15 protein-coding genes are annotated in these 15,037 nt (G+C 74.2%); 12 read left to right on the top strand and 3 right to left on the bottom strand.

Annotation, left to right across the window (positions count from 1 at the left end; genetic code table 11):
- Together bioD and AB0950_RS09710 are read left to right on the top strand one after the other, a co-directional pair.
- Positions 1–717: a dethiobiotin synthase gene (gene bioD / locus AB0950_RS09715; protein ID WP_360146761.1), complete on the top strand. Its 717-nt coding sequence runs from the start codon at positions 1–3 to the stop codon at positions 715–717.
- A gap of 139 nt (positions 718–856) precedes the next feature.
- A complete protein-coding gene (locus AB0950_RS09710; RefSeq protein WP_366778253.1) occupies positions 857–1,546 on the top strand; it encodes a class I SAM-dependent methyltransferase in 690 nt (229 codons plus the stop codon).
- A gap of 29 nt (positions 1,547–1,575) precedes the next feature.
- Here AB0950_RS09710 and AB0950_RS09705 read toward each other — a convergent pair whose 3' ends face one another.
- Positions 1,576–1,950, bottom strand: coding sequence for a fic family toxin-antitoxin system, toxin component (locus AB0950_RS09705; RefSeq protein WP_360146767.1), 375 nt, complete (start codon positions 1,948–1,950; stop codon positions 1,576–1,578).
- Between the two features lie 4 nt (positions 1,951–1,954).
- Complete coding sequence (locus AB0950_RS09700) at positions 1,955–2,194, bottom strand: toxin-antitoxin system HicB family antitoxin (RefSeq protein WP_360146770.1); 240 nt, start codon at positions 2,192–2,194, stop codon at positions 1,955–1,957.
- Positions 2,195–2,313: 119 nt separating this feature from the next.
- Here AB0950_RS09700 and AB0950_RS09695 point away from each other — a divergent pair, with 119 nt between their 5' ends.
- The 9 genes from AB0950_RS09695 to mug all read left to right on the top strand — a co-directional run bounded on the left by AB0950_RS09695 (position 2,314) and on the right by mug (position 13,110).
- Positions 2,314–3,108 (top strand): ABC transporter ATP-binding protein, encoded by a 795-nt coding sequence (locus tag AB0950_RS09695; protein WP_360146773.1) that lies wholly within the window; start codon positions 2,314–2,316, stop codon positions 3,106–3,108.
- Between the two features lie 4 nt (positions 3,109–3,112).
- The gene (locus AB0950_RS09690; protein ID WP_366778252.1) at positions 3,113–5,683 is read left to right on the top strand and encodes an ABC transporter permease; all 2,571 of its coding nucleotides are present in this window, start codon (positions 3,113–3,115) and stop codon (positions 5,681–5,683) included.
- A gap of 89 nt (positions 5,684–5,772) precedes the next feature.
- Positions 5,773–6,696: an LLM class F420-dependent oxidoreductase gene (locus tag AB0950_RS09685; protein WP_366778251.1), complete on the top strand. Its 924-nt coding sequence runs from the start codon at positions 5,773–5,775 to the stop codon at positions 6,694–6,696.
- Between the two features lie 45 nt (positions 6,697–6,741).
- The gene (locus tag AB0950_RS09680; RefSeq protein ID WP_366778250.1) at positions 6,742–7,167 is read left to right on the top strand and encodes a GNAT family N-acetyltransferase; all 426 of its coding nucleotides are present in this window, start codon (positions 6,742–6,744) and stop codon (positions 7,165–7,167) included.
- Between the two features lie 152 nt (positions 7,168–7,319).
- Positions 7,320–8,663, top strand: a complete 1,344-nt coding sequence (locus AB0950_RS09675) for a hemolysin family protein (protein ID WP_360146785.1) — start codon at positions 7,320–7,322, stop codon at positions 8,661–8,663.
- Positions 8,660–9,679 (top strand): hemolysin family protein, encoded by a 1,020-nt coding sequence (locus AB0950_RS09670; RefSeq protein WP_360146788.1) that lies wholly within the window; start codon positions 8,660–8,662, stop codon positions 9,677–9,679. The genes AB0950_RS09675 and AB0950_RS09670 overlap by 4 nt, the downstream gene beginning before the upstream one ends.
- 573 nt (positions 9,680–10,252) lie before the next feature.
- A complete protein-coding gene (locus AB0950_RS09665) occupies positions 10,253–11,041 on the top strand; it encodes an SGNH/GDSL hydrolase family protein (protein ID WP_366778249.1) in 789 nt (262 codons plus the stop codon).
- An 81-nt stretch (positions 11,042–11,122) separates the two neighbouring features.
- A complete protein-coding gene (gene purB, locus AB0950_RS09660) occupies positions 11,123–12,568 on the top strand; it encodes an adenylosuccinate lyase (RefSeq protein WP_360146794.1) in 1,446 nt (481 codons plus the stop codon).
- Positions 12,565–13,110, top strand: a complete 546-nt coding sequence (gene mug, locus AB0950_RS09655; RefSeq protein WP_360147187.1) for a G/U mismatch-specific DNA glycosylase — start codon at positions 12,565–12,567, stop codon at positions 13,108–13,110. The genes purB and mug overlap by 4 nt, the downstream gene beginning before the upstream one ends.
- 3 nt (positions 13,111–13,113) lie before the next feature.
- Here the strand turns inward: mug and AB0950_RS09650 are convergent, their stop codons facing one another.
- The gene (locus AB0950_RS09650; protein WP_366778247.1) at positions 13,114–13,554 is read right to left on the bottom strand and encodes a hypothetical protein; all 441 of its coding nucleotides are present in this window, start codon (positions 13,552–13,554) and stop codon (positions 13,114–13,116) included.
- 256 nt (positions 13,555–13,810) lie between these two features.
- Between AB0950_RS09650 and AB0950_RS09645 the strand changes: the two genes are divergently transcribed.
- Positions 13,811–14,965, top strand: coding sequence for an ROK family transcriptional regulator (locus AB0950_RS09645; RefSeq protein WP_360575025.1), 1,155 nt, complete (start codon positions 13,811–13,813; stop codon positions 14,963–14,965).
- Positions 14,966–15,037: the final 72 nt, after the last annotated feature.

The raw sequence follows: 15,037 nt of genomic DNA, 5'->3' as shown, positions 1-15,037 counted from the left end.
ATGCCGGTACTGGTGATCACAGGGACGGGCACGGAGGTCGGCAAGACCGTCACCACGGCCGCCGTCGCCGCCGCCGCGCTCGCGGCCGGGCGTTCGGTGGCCGTGCTGAAGGCCGCGCAGACGGGCGTACGGCCCGACGAGCGCGGGGACGCCGACGAGGTCGCGCGGCTCGCGGGACCGGTCACGGCCGGCGAACTGGCGCGTTATCCAGAGCCGTTGGCGCCGGGAACGGCCGCGCGGCGGGCCGGGATGGCGCCCGTGCACCCGCGCGAGGTGGCCGACCGGGCCGCCAAGCTGGCCGCCGAGCACGATCTCGTGCTGGTGGAGGGCGCGGGCGGGCTGCTGGTCCGCTTCGACGCGGCCGGCGGCACCCTGGCCGACGTGGCCGGGCTGCTCGGCGCACCGGTCCTGGTGGTGGCCCAGGCCGGTCTGGGCACCCTCAACACCACCGAGCTGACCGCCCGGGAACTGCGGCGCCGGGACCTGGAGCCGGCGGGCGTGGTCATCGGCAGCTGGCCCGACTCCCCCGACCTCGCCATGCGCTGCAACGTGACGGACCTGCCGGAGGTCGCCGCGGCTCCCCTGCTCGGCGCGATCCCCACCGGGGCGGGCGCGCTGCCGCCGGCCGACTTCCGCCGGGCGGCGCCGACGTGGCTGGCGCCCCGGCTGGACGGGACCTGGGACGCGGAGGCGTTCCGGGCACGGACGGCGTCGTAGCCGCGCCCTGCGCCCGGCCTCGTCCACTCTCCGGCCGGCCGTCCCGGTCGGAGAGTGGACGACCCGGCCGTGACGGCAGGGGGTGCGGCGGCCCCGGACGGGGGACACTTCTCCTAGGCCGTCCCCCGGGAGGTTCGCCATGCGGCTGCTGTCCGGTTCCGCCAAGGTGGCTCCGAGCTCCGTCCACCACCCGCTGTTCGCCCGCTGCTACGCCCGGCTCAGTGTGAGCGCCGAGACCCGGATGGGCATGGCCGGCGTGCGGGAGCGGCTGCTCGCCGGGCTGTCCGGGCGGGTGATCGAGATCGGCGCGGGCAACGGGCTGAACTTCGGCCACTACCCGGACACCGTCGCCGAGGTCGTGGCGATCGAACCGGAGCCGCGGTTGAGGAAGCTGGCGCTGGAGTCGGCGCTGCGCACCGAGGTCCCGGTCGACGTGGTGCCGGGCGCGGCGGAGGCGCTGCCGGTCAAGAGCGAGGCCTTCGACGCGGCCGTGCTGTCCCTGGTGCTGTGCAGCGTACGGGACGTGCCCCGGGCACTGGCCGAGGTGCGGCGCGTGCTCAGACCGGGTGGTCAGGTGCGGTTCTTCGAGCACGGGCAGGGCGGCGGTACGGCGATGCGGCTGACCCAGCACACGCTGGACCGGACGCTGTGGCCCGCGCTGGCCGGCGGCTGCCATCTGTCCCGGCGTCCGGTGGCCGCGCTGCGCGAGGCCGGGTTCACGCTCGGGCCCCAGCGGCAGGTGATGATGCCGGAGCGCGGTCCGGCGCTGCCGTCCTCGTACTGCGTGCTCGGCGTCGCCTGGCGCCCGGACGAGCCGGACGCCCGCTGACCCCGGACCACCGCGGCAGCCCGCGTCGGTCACAGGCTCCAGCGCCGCAGCTCGCGCGCGATGTCGTCCACGCCGGCCGCGCCGTCCTTCACCAGGCGGGCGAGATCGCGCACCTGCTCGGGGCTGGTGGCCACCTTCTCGCCGCTGGCGACCAGGTAGGCGTACGCGACCGCCGAGGCGAACAGCGCGTTGGAGCGCTCCAGCGCCGGCAGGTGGATCAGCAGTTGGAGCAGGGCGGCGGCGCGGGCGTGCGGGGTGTCGTAGACGGGCATGCCGAAGATCTCGGCGCGGTGCCGGGCGACGGCGGCGACGAGTGCGCCCCAGTCGGTGACCTGCGGGTCCCCGGGGGTCTTCTGTTCGGCGAGCATGAGGAGCCAGGGGAGGTCGATGCTGAGTTCGTTCAAGGGATCAGCGGCCGTCCCCGGTGCCGGTGCCGCGCGTGTCGGCGAACTCCTCGGCGAACACGGACTCGTACTGCTTCATGAAGTCGGCGGCGGCCTCGACGAACGTGCGGCCGGCCTCCCCGGTGTCCTGTCTGACCAGCTCTTCGATGTACCGGTTGACGCTGATGCCGCGGGCCAGGGCGCGTTCGCGGGCCGCGCGGGCGGTGCCCTCGTCCACGCGCACGTTCAGCTGGGTCTTCGCCATGCCTCGACGCTAGCGCTGAAGTGCTAGCAAGGCAAGGGCGGCGTGTGGACCCCTGCGCCGGGCCGGCTTCTCCCTTACGCTCGCCCGGGACGGGCGGTTCCGGCGACCGGGAGGCGGTCTTGTCCACACCTGCTGCGCGGCACGCGCCGGACGGCGCCGTCGCGGCCCGCGCCCGCGGGCTGACGAAGGCGTACGGCTCCGGCGAGACGGCCGTCATCGCCCTGGACTCGGTGGACGTGGACATCGCGCGTGGCCGTTTCACCGCCGTGATGGGGCCTTCGGGGTCCGGGAAGTCCACGCTGATGCACTGTCTGGCGGGGCTCGACACGGTGTCGGCCGGGCAGGTGTGGCTGGGCGGCACGGAGATCACGGGGCTGAGGGAACGGGAGCTGACCCGGCTCAGGCGGGACCGGATCGGGTTCATGTTCCAGTCGTTCAACCTGATCCCGACGCTGACGGCCGCCGAGAACATCACCCTGCCCATGGACATCGCGGGCCGCAGGCCCGACCCGCAGTGGCTGGACCAGGTGATCGACAGGCTCGGCCTGCGCGACCGCCTCTCGCACCGGCCCGCCCAGCTCTCCGGAGGTCAGCAGCAGCGGGTGGCGTGCGCGCGGGCGCTGGCCTCCCGGCCCGAGCTGATCTTCGCCGACGAGCCGACCGGCAACCTCGACTCGCGCGCGGGCCTGGAGGTGTTGGGCTTTCTGCGGGGCGCGGTGGACGATCTCGGGCAGACGGTCGTCATGGTCACCCACGACCCGGGCGCCGCCGCCCATTCCGATCTGGTGCTCTTCCTGGCCGACGGGCGGATCGTGGACGAGATGGAACGGCCGACGGCGGACGCCGTACTCGAACGTCTGAAGCGGTTCGACACCGTCCGGGGCCGGCTCGGCCACACCGCCCGAGAGGACTGACCGGGTGCTCAAGGCGACCCTGAGGAGCTTCCTCGCGCACAAGGGGCGGCTGGCGCTGTCCGCGCTGGCCGTGATCCTTTCCGTGGCCTTCGTCGCGGGCAGTCTGATCTTCTCCGACACCGTCACCCGCACCTTCGACCGGCTCTTCGCGTCCACCGCCGCCGATGTGACGGTCCTGCCGAAGCAGCGGGATCTGACGTCGGCGCGGCTGAGCGGTTCGGTGCAGACCCTGCCGGCGGCGCTGCGGGACCGGGTGGCGAAGGTCGACGGGGTCGCGGCGGCCCGCGCCGAGGTGTCGGTGCAGAACGCCGTCGTGGTCGACCGCCACAACAGGTCCGTGGGGCCGACCACCGGCGCCCCGACCATCGCGACGGCCTGGCACGCCACCCACCGCAGCCCGGTGCGGCTCACCTCGGGCCATGCGCCGCACGGCGCGGGCGAGGCGCTGCTGGACGCCGACACGGCCCGCAAGCGGCACGTCGGCATCGGCGACGCGCTGACCGTGCAGGCACAGCCCGGCGCCTTCCGGGTGCGGGTCGTCGGCATCGCCACGTTCACCGCCACCAACCCCGGGGCGGCCCTGGTCTTCCTGGACCCGGCGGTGGCGGGCCGCGAACTGCTCGGGTCGGCCGCGAAGGCGACCAGCATCGCGGTGGACGCAGCCAAGGGCGTGCCGGACGCGGAGCTGAAGCGGCGCGTCGCTCAGGCGGTCGGCGCCGGTTCCTACGACCTGAAGACCGCGAAGGAACAGGCCAAGTCGGCGGCGGCCAGCCTCGGCACGTTCCTGGACGTGATCAAGTACGTGATGCTGGGCTTCGCCGGTGTCGCGCTGCTCGTCGGCGTGTTCCTCATCGTCAACACCTTCTCCATGCTGATCGCCCAGCGCACCCGGGAACTGGGCCTGCTGCGGGCGCTCGGCGCGGACCGGCGGCAGGTGCGGCGGTCGGTGCTCACGGAGGCGCTGCTGCTCGGCCTGGCGGGGTCCACGCTCGGGCTGGCCGCCGGGATCGGGCTGGCGGCGGCCCTGATCCGGCTGATGAGCGCGTTCGGGATGAACCTGAAGACCACCGAGATGGCCATCGGCTGGGGGACACCCGTCGCGGCCTATGTCGTCGGCCTCGGCGTCACCTTGGTGGCCGCCTATCTGCCCGCCCGGCGCGCGGCGGCCGTCTCGCCGATGGCGGCCCTCGCGGACGCGGAAGTCGCCGGTGTGGGCAAGCCGTTGAAGGTGCGGGCGGTCGTCGGCGCGGCGATCGGGGCGGTCGGCGCGGCGGGGCTGGCCGGGTGCGCGGCGGCCACGAGGACCGCGCAGGCGGCCGCGCTGCTCGGGGCCGGTGTGGCGCTGACGCTGATCGCGACCGTCGTCGCCGGTCCGCTGCTGGTGCGGCCGGTGATCCGGGTGCTGGGTGGCGCCTTCCCCGCCCTGTTCGGCGCGGTCGGCACGATGAGCCAGCGCAACGCCCTGCGCAATCCGCGCCGTACGGGCGCCACCGCCGCCGCGCTGATGGTGGGGCTGGCCCTGGTCGGCGGGATGTCGGTGGCGAGCACCTCGATGACGGCGTCGTTCGACCGGCAGATCGACAAGACCCTCGGCGCAGACTTCATCGTCCAGAACACCAACTTCCAGCCGTTCACCGGGCAGGTGCGCGACACCGTGGCCCGCACGCCCGGTGTGGGGCTGGTCGTTGCGCAGCGGCTCACCCAGGTCGCCGTACGGCTGCCGAACGGCACGCGGGTGCGGACCGCCGCCGCCGGGTACAGCCCTGGGCTCGACGACGTGGTGCACATTCCGTACACGCGGGGTGGTTCGGCGGCCGCGCTGGCGGACGGGCACCTCGCCATGGACGCCGACTTCGCCCGGGACCACGGCGTGCGCGTGGGCAGTGTCCTGCCGGCCGAGTTCCCGGGCGGCCGGCACGCCGAGCTGACCGTGGCGGCGCTGACCAACCAGGACACGGCGCAGGGCTTCGGCACCGAGGGCGGCATGTTCTTCGGTCTGGGCACCCTCGCGCGGTACGCGCCGGGCGCCCAGGACTCGGCCCTCTTCGTGAACGCGGCCACCGGCACCAGGCCGCAGGACCTGCGGCCCCGGCTGGACCGCGCCCTGAAGCCGTACCCGCAGGTCCAAGTGCGCAACCAGACCGACTACAAGCAGCTGGTCCACGACCAGATCGCCGTGCTGCTGTACCTGGTGTACGCGCTGCTCGGGCTGGCGATCGTCATCGCGGTGCTCGGTGTGGTCAACACCCTCGCCCTGTCGGTGGTGGAGCGCACCCGCGAGATCGGGCTGCTGCGCGCGATCGGGCTGGGGCGGCGGCAGTTGCGCCGGATGATCCGGCTGGAGTCGGTGGTGATCGCGGTGTTCGGCGCGGTGCTCGGGCTGGCACTGGGACTCGTGTGGGGCGTGTGCATGCAGCAGGTGCTGGCCCTGCGCGGGCTGACGGCGCTGGCCGTCCCGTGGGGCACGATCGTCGGGGTCGTGATCGCCTCGGCGGTGGTGGGCGTGGTGGCGGCGCTGCTGCCGGCGCTGCGGGCGTCCCGGATGAACGTGCTGGCCGCGATCGCCCACGAGTGACGGCACCCTGCCGCGGTTCGGGACCGACGTGATGGGATCGCGGGTACCGGCTCAAGCCACCGTCTTTCGAGGGAAGTTGGGGAGAGTTCATGGCGCGTCCGTTCCGTTTCGGGGTCAATCTGCTCACGCCCGCGCCGGCCGCCGAGTGGCGCGCGAAGTGCCGGCGCGCCGAGGAGCTGGGGTACGACGTGCTCCTCGTCCCGGACCATCTGGACGGGCCCGCGCCGTTCCCGGCGCTGGTCGCGGCGGCCGGGGCGACCGAGCGGCCCCGGGTCGGCACGTTCGTGCTCAACGCGGGCTTCTGGAACCCGACGCTGCTGGCCCGCGAGGTGGCGACCGCGGACGCGCTCACCGGCGGGCGCCTCGAACTGGGGCTGGGCACCGGGTATGTGCCGGCCGAGCACGAGGCGGCCGGGCTGCCGTACGGCTCGGCGCGCGAGCGGGTGGACCACCTCCGGCGCACGGTCGGGGAGCTGGACCGGCTGCTGGGGTCGCACGACCTCCCCCAGTCCCGGTCTCGCTCCATCGGGTGGACCTCCATGCCCCGGCCCGTCCAGTCCCGGGTGCCGCTGCTGATCGGTGCGAACGGCGACCGGATGCTGCGGCTGACCGCCGAGCACGCGGACATCGCGGCCTTCACCGCAGCCCGGCCGGGGCCCGTGCCGGGGACGCTGGAGCCGCTCGGCGCCGAGGAGCTGGACGAGCGGGTGGCGCGGTACCGGGACCTGGCGCGGGGCCGGGCGGAAGAGGCCGAACTGAACCTGCTGATCCAGCTGGTGGCGGTCACCGACGACCCGGAGCCCGTGCTGAAACCGCTGCTGGAGAGGCAGTCGCGGCTGACGCTGGACGACGCGCTGGCCCTGCCCGTCGTGCTGGCCGGTCCGCTTCAGCAGATCGTCGCGCGGGTGCGGGCGCAGCGCGAGCGGTACGGCTTCTCGTACCTGACCGTGCTGGAACCGTCCATGGAGGCCTTCGCGCCGGTGATGGAGCGGCTGCGCGAGGAGTCCGCATGACGGAATTCCTCCCCGGCGCCGACCCCCTCGTGATCCGCTGATCACATGACCGATCTGCGGATACGCCACGCTCTCACCGACGATCTCGACGCCGTGCTCGCCTTCTGGAAGACGGCCGCCGAGGGCACCAGCATCAGCGACGACCGGGACGGGGTGGAGCGGCTGGTCGCCCGTGATCCCGAGGCGCTGCTCCTCGCCGAGCTGGACGGCGAGCTGGCGGGCACGGTGATCGCGGGGTTCGACGGCTGGCGCTGCCATCTGTACCGGCTCGCGGTGCATCCGCGGCGGCGCCGGCAGGGCATCGCCTCGGCGCTGCTGGCCGCCGCCGAGGAGCGGTTCGTACGGCTCGGCGGCCGGCGTGCGGACGCGATGGTGCTGGTGCGCAACGCGACCGCGCACCACGCCTGGGGCGCCGCCGGGTACGAGGCGCAGGAGCAGTGGCGGCGCTGGGTGAAGCCGCTCGGCGGCTGAGACACCGAGGCGTCTTTGCCCATCCTTTACCCTTGAGGGAGCACTCGGCTCTCTATGAAAGGTTGTGAGCGTCCGCCCATGGGCGAGCCTCCCCGTCGGCGCCACCGCGCGTCCCGTCCCGCCTTGTCCGATCATGGGACGGGGGTGAGCCGATGACCGAAGTGCTCCTGCTTCTGGTGGCGATCCTGCTGTCGGTCGCCTGCGGCGCCTTCGTGGCCGCGGAGTTCTCGCTGACCACGGTGGAGCGCGGCGAACTGGAGCGGGCCGCCGAGCGCGGCGAGCGGGGCGCGGCGGGCGCCCTGAAGGCCGTACGGAACCTGACCTTCCAGCTCTCCGGCGCCCAGCTCGGCATCACCGTGACCAACCTGGTGGTCGGCATGCTCGCCGAGCCGTCCGTCGCCAAGCTGCTGGCCGGCCCGTTCCGGGCGCTGGGCCTGTCGGGGGCGACGGCGACTTCGGTCGCGCTGGTGCTCGGTACGGCCCTGTCGACGGTGTTCCTGATGGTCGTCGGGGAGCTGGTGCCGAAGAACTGGGCGATCTCCTCACCGCTGGCCATGGCCCGGCGGGTCGGCAACCCGCAGCGCTTGTTCAGCGCGGCCTTCCGGCCCTTCATCACGCACCTGAACAACACGGCCAACCATGTGGTGCGCCGGCTCGGCATCGAGCCCGCCGAGGAGCTGGCCTCCGCGCGCAGCCCCCAGGAGCTGGCCGCGCTCGCCCGGCACTCCGCCAAGGAGGGCGCGCTGGAGCCGGACACGGCCGAGCTGTTCGTGCGCACGCTGAACCTGGCCGATCTGACGGCGGAGAACGTGATGACCCCGCGCGTCCAGGTCGTCGCCCTCGAGACGCAGGCGACCTGCGAGGACGTGGCCAACGCGACCCGGGCGACCGGGCTGAGCCGGTTCCCGGTCTACCGGGGCACGCTCGACTCGGTGGTCGGCACCGCCCACATCAAGGACGTCCTGGCCGTCCCCGCCGACCAGCGGCGCCTCCGCACGGTCGCCCAGGTGATGCGCGAGCCGCTGCTGGTCCCCGAGTCCCTGACCGTCGACCGGCTGCTGGACCGCCTCGGCGGCCGGCGCACCATGGCCGTCGTCATCGACGAGTACGGCGGCACGGCCGGGGTGGCGACCCTGGAGGACATCGTCGAGGAGGTCGTCGGCGAGGTGCGCGACGAGCACGACCCGCACGAGACGCCCGACCTCGCCCCCGCCGGGGCGGACGAGCGGGGCCGGGCCCTGTACTCGGCCGACGGCGCCGCCCGCACCGACCAGCTCGCGCGCGTGGGACTGCGGGTGCCCGAGGGGCCGTACGAGACGCTGGCCGGCCTGGTGGCGACCCTGCTGGGCCGGATACCGGTCACCGGTGACACGGTCGAGGTCGCGGGCTGGCGGCTGGACGTGGTGGACGCCACCGGCCGCCGCGCGGCGCGGGTGCTGCTGCACGCGCCGCTGGACGACGAGCGGCCCCACGAGACCGCGGAGGGGGCGCGATGACCGCCGTACAGCTGCTGATCGGCCTGGCGACCCTCGTCGTCAACGCCTTCTTCGTCGGCGCCGAGTTCGCGCTGATCTCGGTGCGCCGCTCCCAGGTCGAGCCGCTCGCCCAGGAGGGCGACCGGCGCGCGAAGGCCGTGCTGTGGGGCCTGGAGCACGTCTCCGCGCTGCTGGCCGCCGCCCAGCTCGGCATCACGCTGTGCACGCTGGTCCTGGGCGTGGTCGCCGAGCCCGCGATCGCACATCTGCTGGAGCCGGTGTTCCACGCGGTCGGGGTGCCCGTGAGCGCGGGGCACGCCGTGTCCTTCGTGATCGCGCTGACGCTGGCGACCTATCTGCACATGCTGATGGGCGAGATGGTCCCGAAGAACATCGCGCTCGCCGAACCGGTGCGCAGCGCGCTGCTGCTGGGGCCGCCGCTGGTCGCGCTGTCCCGGACGCTGCGCCCGGTGATCTTCACCGTCAACGCCTTCGCGAACGGGCTGCTGAAGCTGCTCAGGGTGGAGGCGAGGAACGAGGTCTCGGCGACCTTCACGGACACCGAACTCGCCGAGATCGTCAAGGACGCGAGCCAGGCGGGGCTGATCGACGACCGGGCGCAGGAGCGGCTGCACGACGCCCTGGAGCTGGGCAGCCGGCCGGTGCGGGACGTCGTGGTGCCGCTGAAGCGGGTGGTGTACGCGCGCATGGGCGTCACGCCGGAGCAGCTGGAGCGGCTGTCGGCCGAGTCGGGCTTCTCCCGGTTCCCGGTGGTCGACGTCGGCCGGCGCATCGTGGGCTATCTGCACGTCAAGGACGCGCTGGACGCCTCGCCGCGGGACGTGCCGTTCCGGCTGCGGGACATGCGCCCCATCGCGCGCGTGCGCGAGGGGACCCCGCTGGACGACGTGCTCACCGCGATGCGCGGCAGCCGTACGCATCTGGCGGCGGTGCTCGGCGACGACGGCCGGCTGGCCGGCCTGGTGACCATGGAGGACGTGCTCCGGCAGCTGTTCGGGCAGCCCGCACCCGGATGACGCCGGGGCACCCGGGCGGCCGTCGGGGGCGAGGGGCCGACCGGGCTGCCGCTGCAGGCAAGGGGCCGACCGGGCTGCCGCTGCGGGCAAGGGGCCGCCGGCCGGTCCACCGGGGCGCTCCGCCAGACCGCTCCGCCAGACCGGTCCGCCAAGCCGGTCCACCGGCCGCCGGGCCGGTCCGCCAGACCGCTCCGCCAGACCGGTCCGCCAAGCCGGTCCACCGGCCGCCGGGCCGGTCCGCCAGACCGCTCCGCCAGGCCGGTCCACCGGGCCGGTCCACCGGGCCGCTCCGCCAGACCGCTCCGCCCGGCCGGTCCACCGGCCGCCGGGCCGGTCCGCCAAGCCGGTTCGCCGGGCCGGTCCACCGGCCGCCAAGCCGGTTCACCGGGCCGGTCCACCGGGGCGGTCCACCGGGGCAGTCCCCCCGGGCGGACCGCCGGGCCGGTCCACCGGGCCTGTAGGCCGGCCCGGTCCCCCGGGGCTGTCTTCCCGGGCGGTCCGCCGGGGCGGTTCGAGGGTGGTTCCGGGGCGACCGACCGGCGGGTATGGAGCCGGGATACCATCGCTCCCGCCATGCAGACGAATCCCATACCTCCCGCCCACAGCAGTCTGGTCGCGGTCGGCGACTCCTTCACCGAGGGCATGTCGGACCTGCTGCCCGACGGCTCCTACCGGGGCTGGGCCGACCTCCTCGCCGCACGGATGGCCGCCCGCACGCCGGGCTTCCGGTACGCCAACCTGGCCGTGCGCGGCAAGCTGATCGGGCAGATCGTCGACGAGCAGGTGGACGTCGCGGCGGCGATGAACGCCGACGTGATCACGCTGGTCGGCGGCCTCAACGACACCCTGCGGCCCAAGTGCGACATGGGCCGGGTCAAGGGCCTGCTGACCGAGGCCGTGGAGCGGCTGGCCCCCGCCTGCACCCAGCTGGTGCTGATGCGCAGCCCCGGCCGCCAGGGCCCGGTGCTGGAGCGGTTCCGGCCGCGCATGGAGGAGCTGTTCGCCTGCGTGGACGAGCTGGCGGCCAAGCACGGCGCGGTCGTCGTCGACCTGTACGGGGCACCCGCGCTGAGCGACCCCCGGCTGTGGGACGTGGACCGGCTGCATCTGACGGGCGAGGGACACCGCCGGGTCGCCGAGGCGGTGTGGCAGGCGCTCGGGTACGAGCCGGAGGACACCGAGTGGCATGTGCCGATGCCGGCCGCGGCGCCGCCGGGCTGGGTGTCCCGCCGGGCCGCGGACCTGCGCTTCGCCCGGGAGCATCTGCTGCCCTGGATAGGCAGGCGCCTGACCGGCCGCTCCTCCGGCGACGGCCGCCCCCCGAAGCGCCCGGAGCTGCTGCCGTACGAGGCGCAGGCGTAGCGGGGTGACGGGGGTCTCGTAGCTTCCGCCGAACCGGGGCGCGGCGCTGGCCTGCACAAACCACCAGTAGAATCTGGACACGTGACTTCTGCCGCGCCCGCCAAGCCCCGCATCCCGAACGTCCTCGCCGGACGCTACGCCTCCGCCGAGCTCGCCACGCTCTGGTCCCCCGAGCAGAAGGTGAGGCTCGAGCGGCAGCTCTGGCTCGCCGTGCTGCGCGCCCAGAAGGACCTCGGCATCGAGGTGCCGGACGAGGCGATCGCCGACTACGAGCGTGTCCTCGACACCGTCGACCTGGCCTCGATCGCCGAGCGCGAGAAGGTCACCCGGCACGATGTGAAGGCGCGGATCGAGGAGTTCAACGCCCTCGCCGGGCACGAGCACGTACACAAGGGCATGACCTCCCGGGACCTCACGGAGAACGTCGAGCAGCTGCAGATCCGGCTCTCGCTGGAGCTGATGCGCGACCGCACGGTGGCCGTGCTGGCACGCCTCGGCAAGCTGGCCGGCGAGTACGCCGAGCTGGTCATGGCGGGCCGCTCGCACAACGTGGCCGCGCAGGCCACGACGCTGGGCAAGCGTTTCGCGACGGCCGCCGACGAGCTGCTGGTCGCCTACGGCCGTCTCGAGGAGCTGCTGGGCCGCTACCCGCTGCGCGGCATCAAGGGCCCGGTGGGCACCGCGCAGGACATGCTGGACCTGCTGGGCGGCGACGCGGCGAAGCTCGCCGAGCTGGAGCAGCGCATCGCCGGGCACCTGGGCTTCGCGCAGGCCTTCACCTCGGTCGGCCAGGTCTACCCGCGCTCGCTGGACTACGAGGTCGTCACCGCGCTGGTGCAGCTGGCGGCGGCCCCCTCCTCGCTGGCCAAGACGATCCGGCTGATGGCCGGGCACGAACTGGTCACCGAGGGCTTCAAGCCGGGCCAGGTCGGCTCCTCGGCAATGCCGCACAAGATGAACACCCGCTCCTGCGAGCGCGTCAACGGCCTGATGGTGATCCTGCGCGGCTACGCGTCGATGACCGGCGAACTGGCCGGCGACCAGTGGAACGAGGGCGACGTGTCCTGCTCCGTGGTGCGCCGGGTCGCGCTCCCGGACGCCTTCTTCGCCCTGGACGGTCTGCTGGAGACCTTCCTCACCGTGCTGGACGAGTTCGGCGCCTTCCCGGCCGTCATCTCCCGCGAACTGGACCGCTACCTGCCGTTCCTGGCCACCACCAAGGTCCTCATGAGCGCCGTGCGGGCCGGTGTGGGCCGCGAGGTCGCGCACGAGGCGATCAAGGAGAACGCCGTCGCCACCGCGCTGGCGATGCGCGAGCAGGGCGCCGAGCGCAACGACCTGCTCGACAAGCTCGCCGCCGACGACCGCCTGCCCCTGGACCGCGACCAGCTGGCGGCGCTGATGGCCGACAAGCTGTCCTTCACCGGTGCGGCGGCCGACCAGGTCGGCGTGGTCGTCGGCCGGATCGAGGAGATCGTCAAGCAGCGCCCGGAGGCCGCCGGGTACACACCCGGAGCGATCCTCTGACCCGCCTGACGAAAGCGGACCTGGAGGCCGCCCGCGACCGTCTCGTCCCGGACGTGGTCGCGGACGGCCTCCGCGTGCTGTTCTGCGGCATAAACCCGGGCTTGATGACGGCCGCGACCGGCCACCACTTCGCCCGCCCCGGCAACCGCTTCTGGCCGGTGCTGCACCTGTCCGGCTTCACCCCCAGACTGCTGAAACCGGCCGAGCAGCGGGAGTTGCTGTCGTACGGGCTGGGCATCACGAACGTCGTGGCGCGGGCGACCGCACGGGCCGACGAGCTGACCGCCGAGGAGTACGTCGAGGGCGGGCGGCTGCTGGCCGAGAAGGTGACGCGGCTGAAGCCGGGCTGGCTCGCCGTGGTCGGGGTGACCGCGTACCGTGCCGCGTTCGGCGACCGCACCGCTCGGGTGGGGCCGCAGGAGCGGACGATCGGGGACAGCCGGGTGTGGGTGCTGCCCAACCCCAGCGGCCTGAACGCGCACTGGACGGCGGCGACGATGGCGGAGGAGTTCGCCCGCCTGCGCGAGGCCGCGCAGGCGTAGCGGTCAGGGCGGATCGGTCTCGGTCGCGGTCAGCAACAGCTGTATCTCGTCGGCGGGATCCCGGTCGGCGACCCCGAGGACGATCCAGCGGCCGTACTCCCGCGCCTGCCAGACGTACGCGTCCGCCATGAGGTGGCTGAGGCGGGCCCAGGGCTCGGGTATCTCCTCCGCCGCGGTGCGCAGCCGTATCGTCTGCAGCCCCATGGGGGACGGCTCGCCCCACCGCTCGGCCAGGGTGCCGGCGAGTGCCTCCCGCTCCTCGTGAAGGCGCTCCTCCGCCTCCCTGCGGATCGAGGCGTCGGCGACCCGCGTGCCCTGGCTGGTCGCCAACTCGGCCGTGAGATAGCCCGGTCCGGCGGTGCCGAGGTCCGACCTGCCGTCCTCGGCGTGGAACTCCCGCGAGCACAGCAGATCGGTGACGGCGAGGTACTTCTCGATGCGCATGCGATCCAGTAAACCGGCCGCCACTGACAATTGGCGGGGCGTCAGAGACCGGACGCTCCCCGGCGGGATCAGCCGTCCCGGTACCGTACGCTCCACGCGCCCGCCGCCCGTGCAGCCGCCGGCCGCAGCGCGGTGACCGCGAGGCCGGACCGGGCCGGGGGTGAGCCGTCCCGGCCGTGCCCGGCCCGCACTCGCCGGGTGTGCGCCGGGCCGAGTACGATCCGCCCAACACCCCCGCGAGCTGGAAGGACGGACGGTGGCGCAGCTGACCGGCGGCGATCCCTCGCTGCTGCGAAGGATCAACTCCGCGGTGGTGCTGCGCGCGCTGCGTGCCGCGGACTGCGCGACGCTCACCGAGATCACCCGGGTGACCGGACTGTCCCGGCCGACCGTCGAGGGTGTCGTCGAAGGGCTCATCGAGGGCGGGCTCGTCGTGGAGACGGCGGCCGACGAGGGCGCCGCGCGCCGGCAGGGGCGGCCCGCGCGCCGGTTCCGGTTCCGGGCCGAGGCGGGGCATCTGCTGGGCCTGGAGATCGGGCCGCACCGGGTCGCCGTGCTCCTGTCCGACCTGGACGGCCGGGTGCTGGGCGCGCAGGCCAAGGAGGTCGACGAGACGGCCCCGGCGGACGAGCGGCTCGACCGGCTGCGCGGCGCGGTCGCGGAGCTGCTGCGCCGGGCCGGGGTCGCGCGCAGCTCGCTGCGGGCCGTGGGCGTGGGCACGCCGGGGATCGTGGAGGCCGACGGCACGGTACGGCTGAGCACGGCGCTGCCGCAGTGGACGGGCCTGAAGCTGGGCGAGCGGCTCAGCCGCTCCTTCAGGTGCCCGGTGCTGGTGGAGAACGACGCCAACGCGGCGGCCGTCGCCGAGCACTGGAAGGGCGCGGCGACCGGGTCGGACGACGTGGTGTTCGTGCTGGCCGGGCTGAGCCCGGGCGCGGGCTCGCTGATCGGCGGGCGGCTGCACCGCGGCTACGGCGGGGCGGCCGGGGAGATCGGCGCGCTGCATCTGCTGGGGCGGGAGGCGACTCCGGAGACGCTGCTGTCCACCACCGACGAGCCGCTGCACCCGCTGGACGAGCAGGCGGTCGCCGAGGTGTTCGCGCTGGCCCGGGAGGGCGACCAGCGGGCGCGGGCGGCCGTGGACCGGTTCATCCAGCGGCTCGTGCACGACGTGGCCGCGCTGGTGCTCGCCCTCGATCCCGAGCTGGTCGTGATCGGCGGCTGGGCCGCCGGCCTGGACGGCGTCCTGGAGCCGCTGCGCCGCGAACTGGCCCGCTACTGCCTGCGTCCGCCCCAGGTCGCGCTGTCCCTGCTGGGCGAGGCGGTCGTGGCCACGGGGGCGCTGCGCCTGGCCCTGGACCATGTCGAGGAGCAGCTGTTCGCGGTGGACGGCACGGTGACGCGGCGCTAGCCGTCGACGCCCCGGGGGCGGTGGTTCCGCGGCCGCGAGGTCGTGGTGGCTGCTCGCGCCCACGCGTCGGGG

Source organism: Streptomyces sp. NPDC007189 (assembly GCF_040703635.1).
In the GTDB taxonomy this organism is placed as follows: Bacteria; Actinomycetota; Actinomycetes; order Streptomycetales; family Streptomycetaceae; genus Streptomyces.
This window is presented reverse-complemented; position numbering and strand designations above follow the sequence as displayed.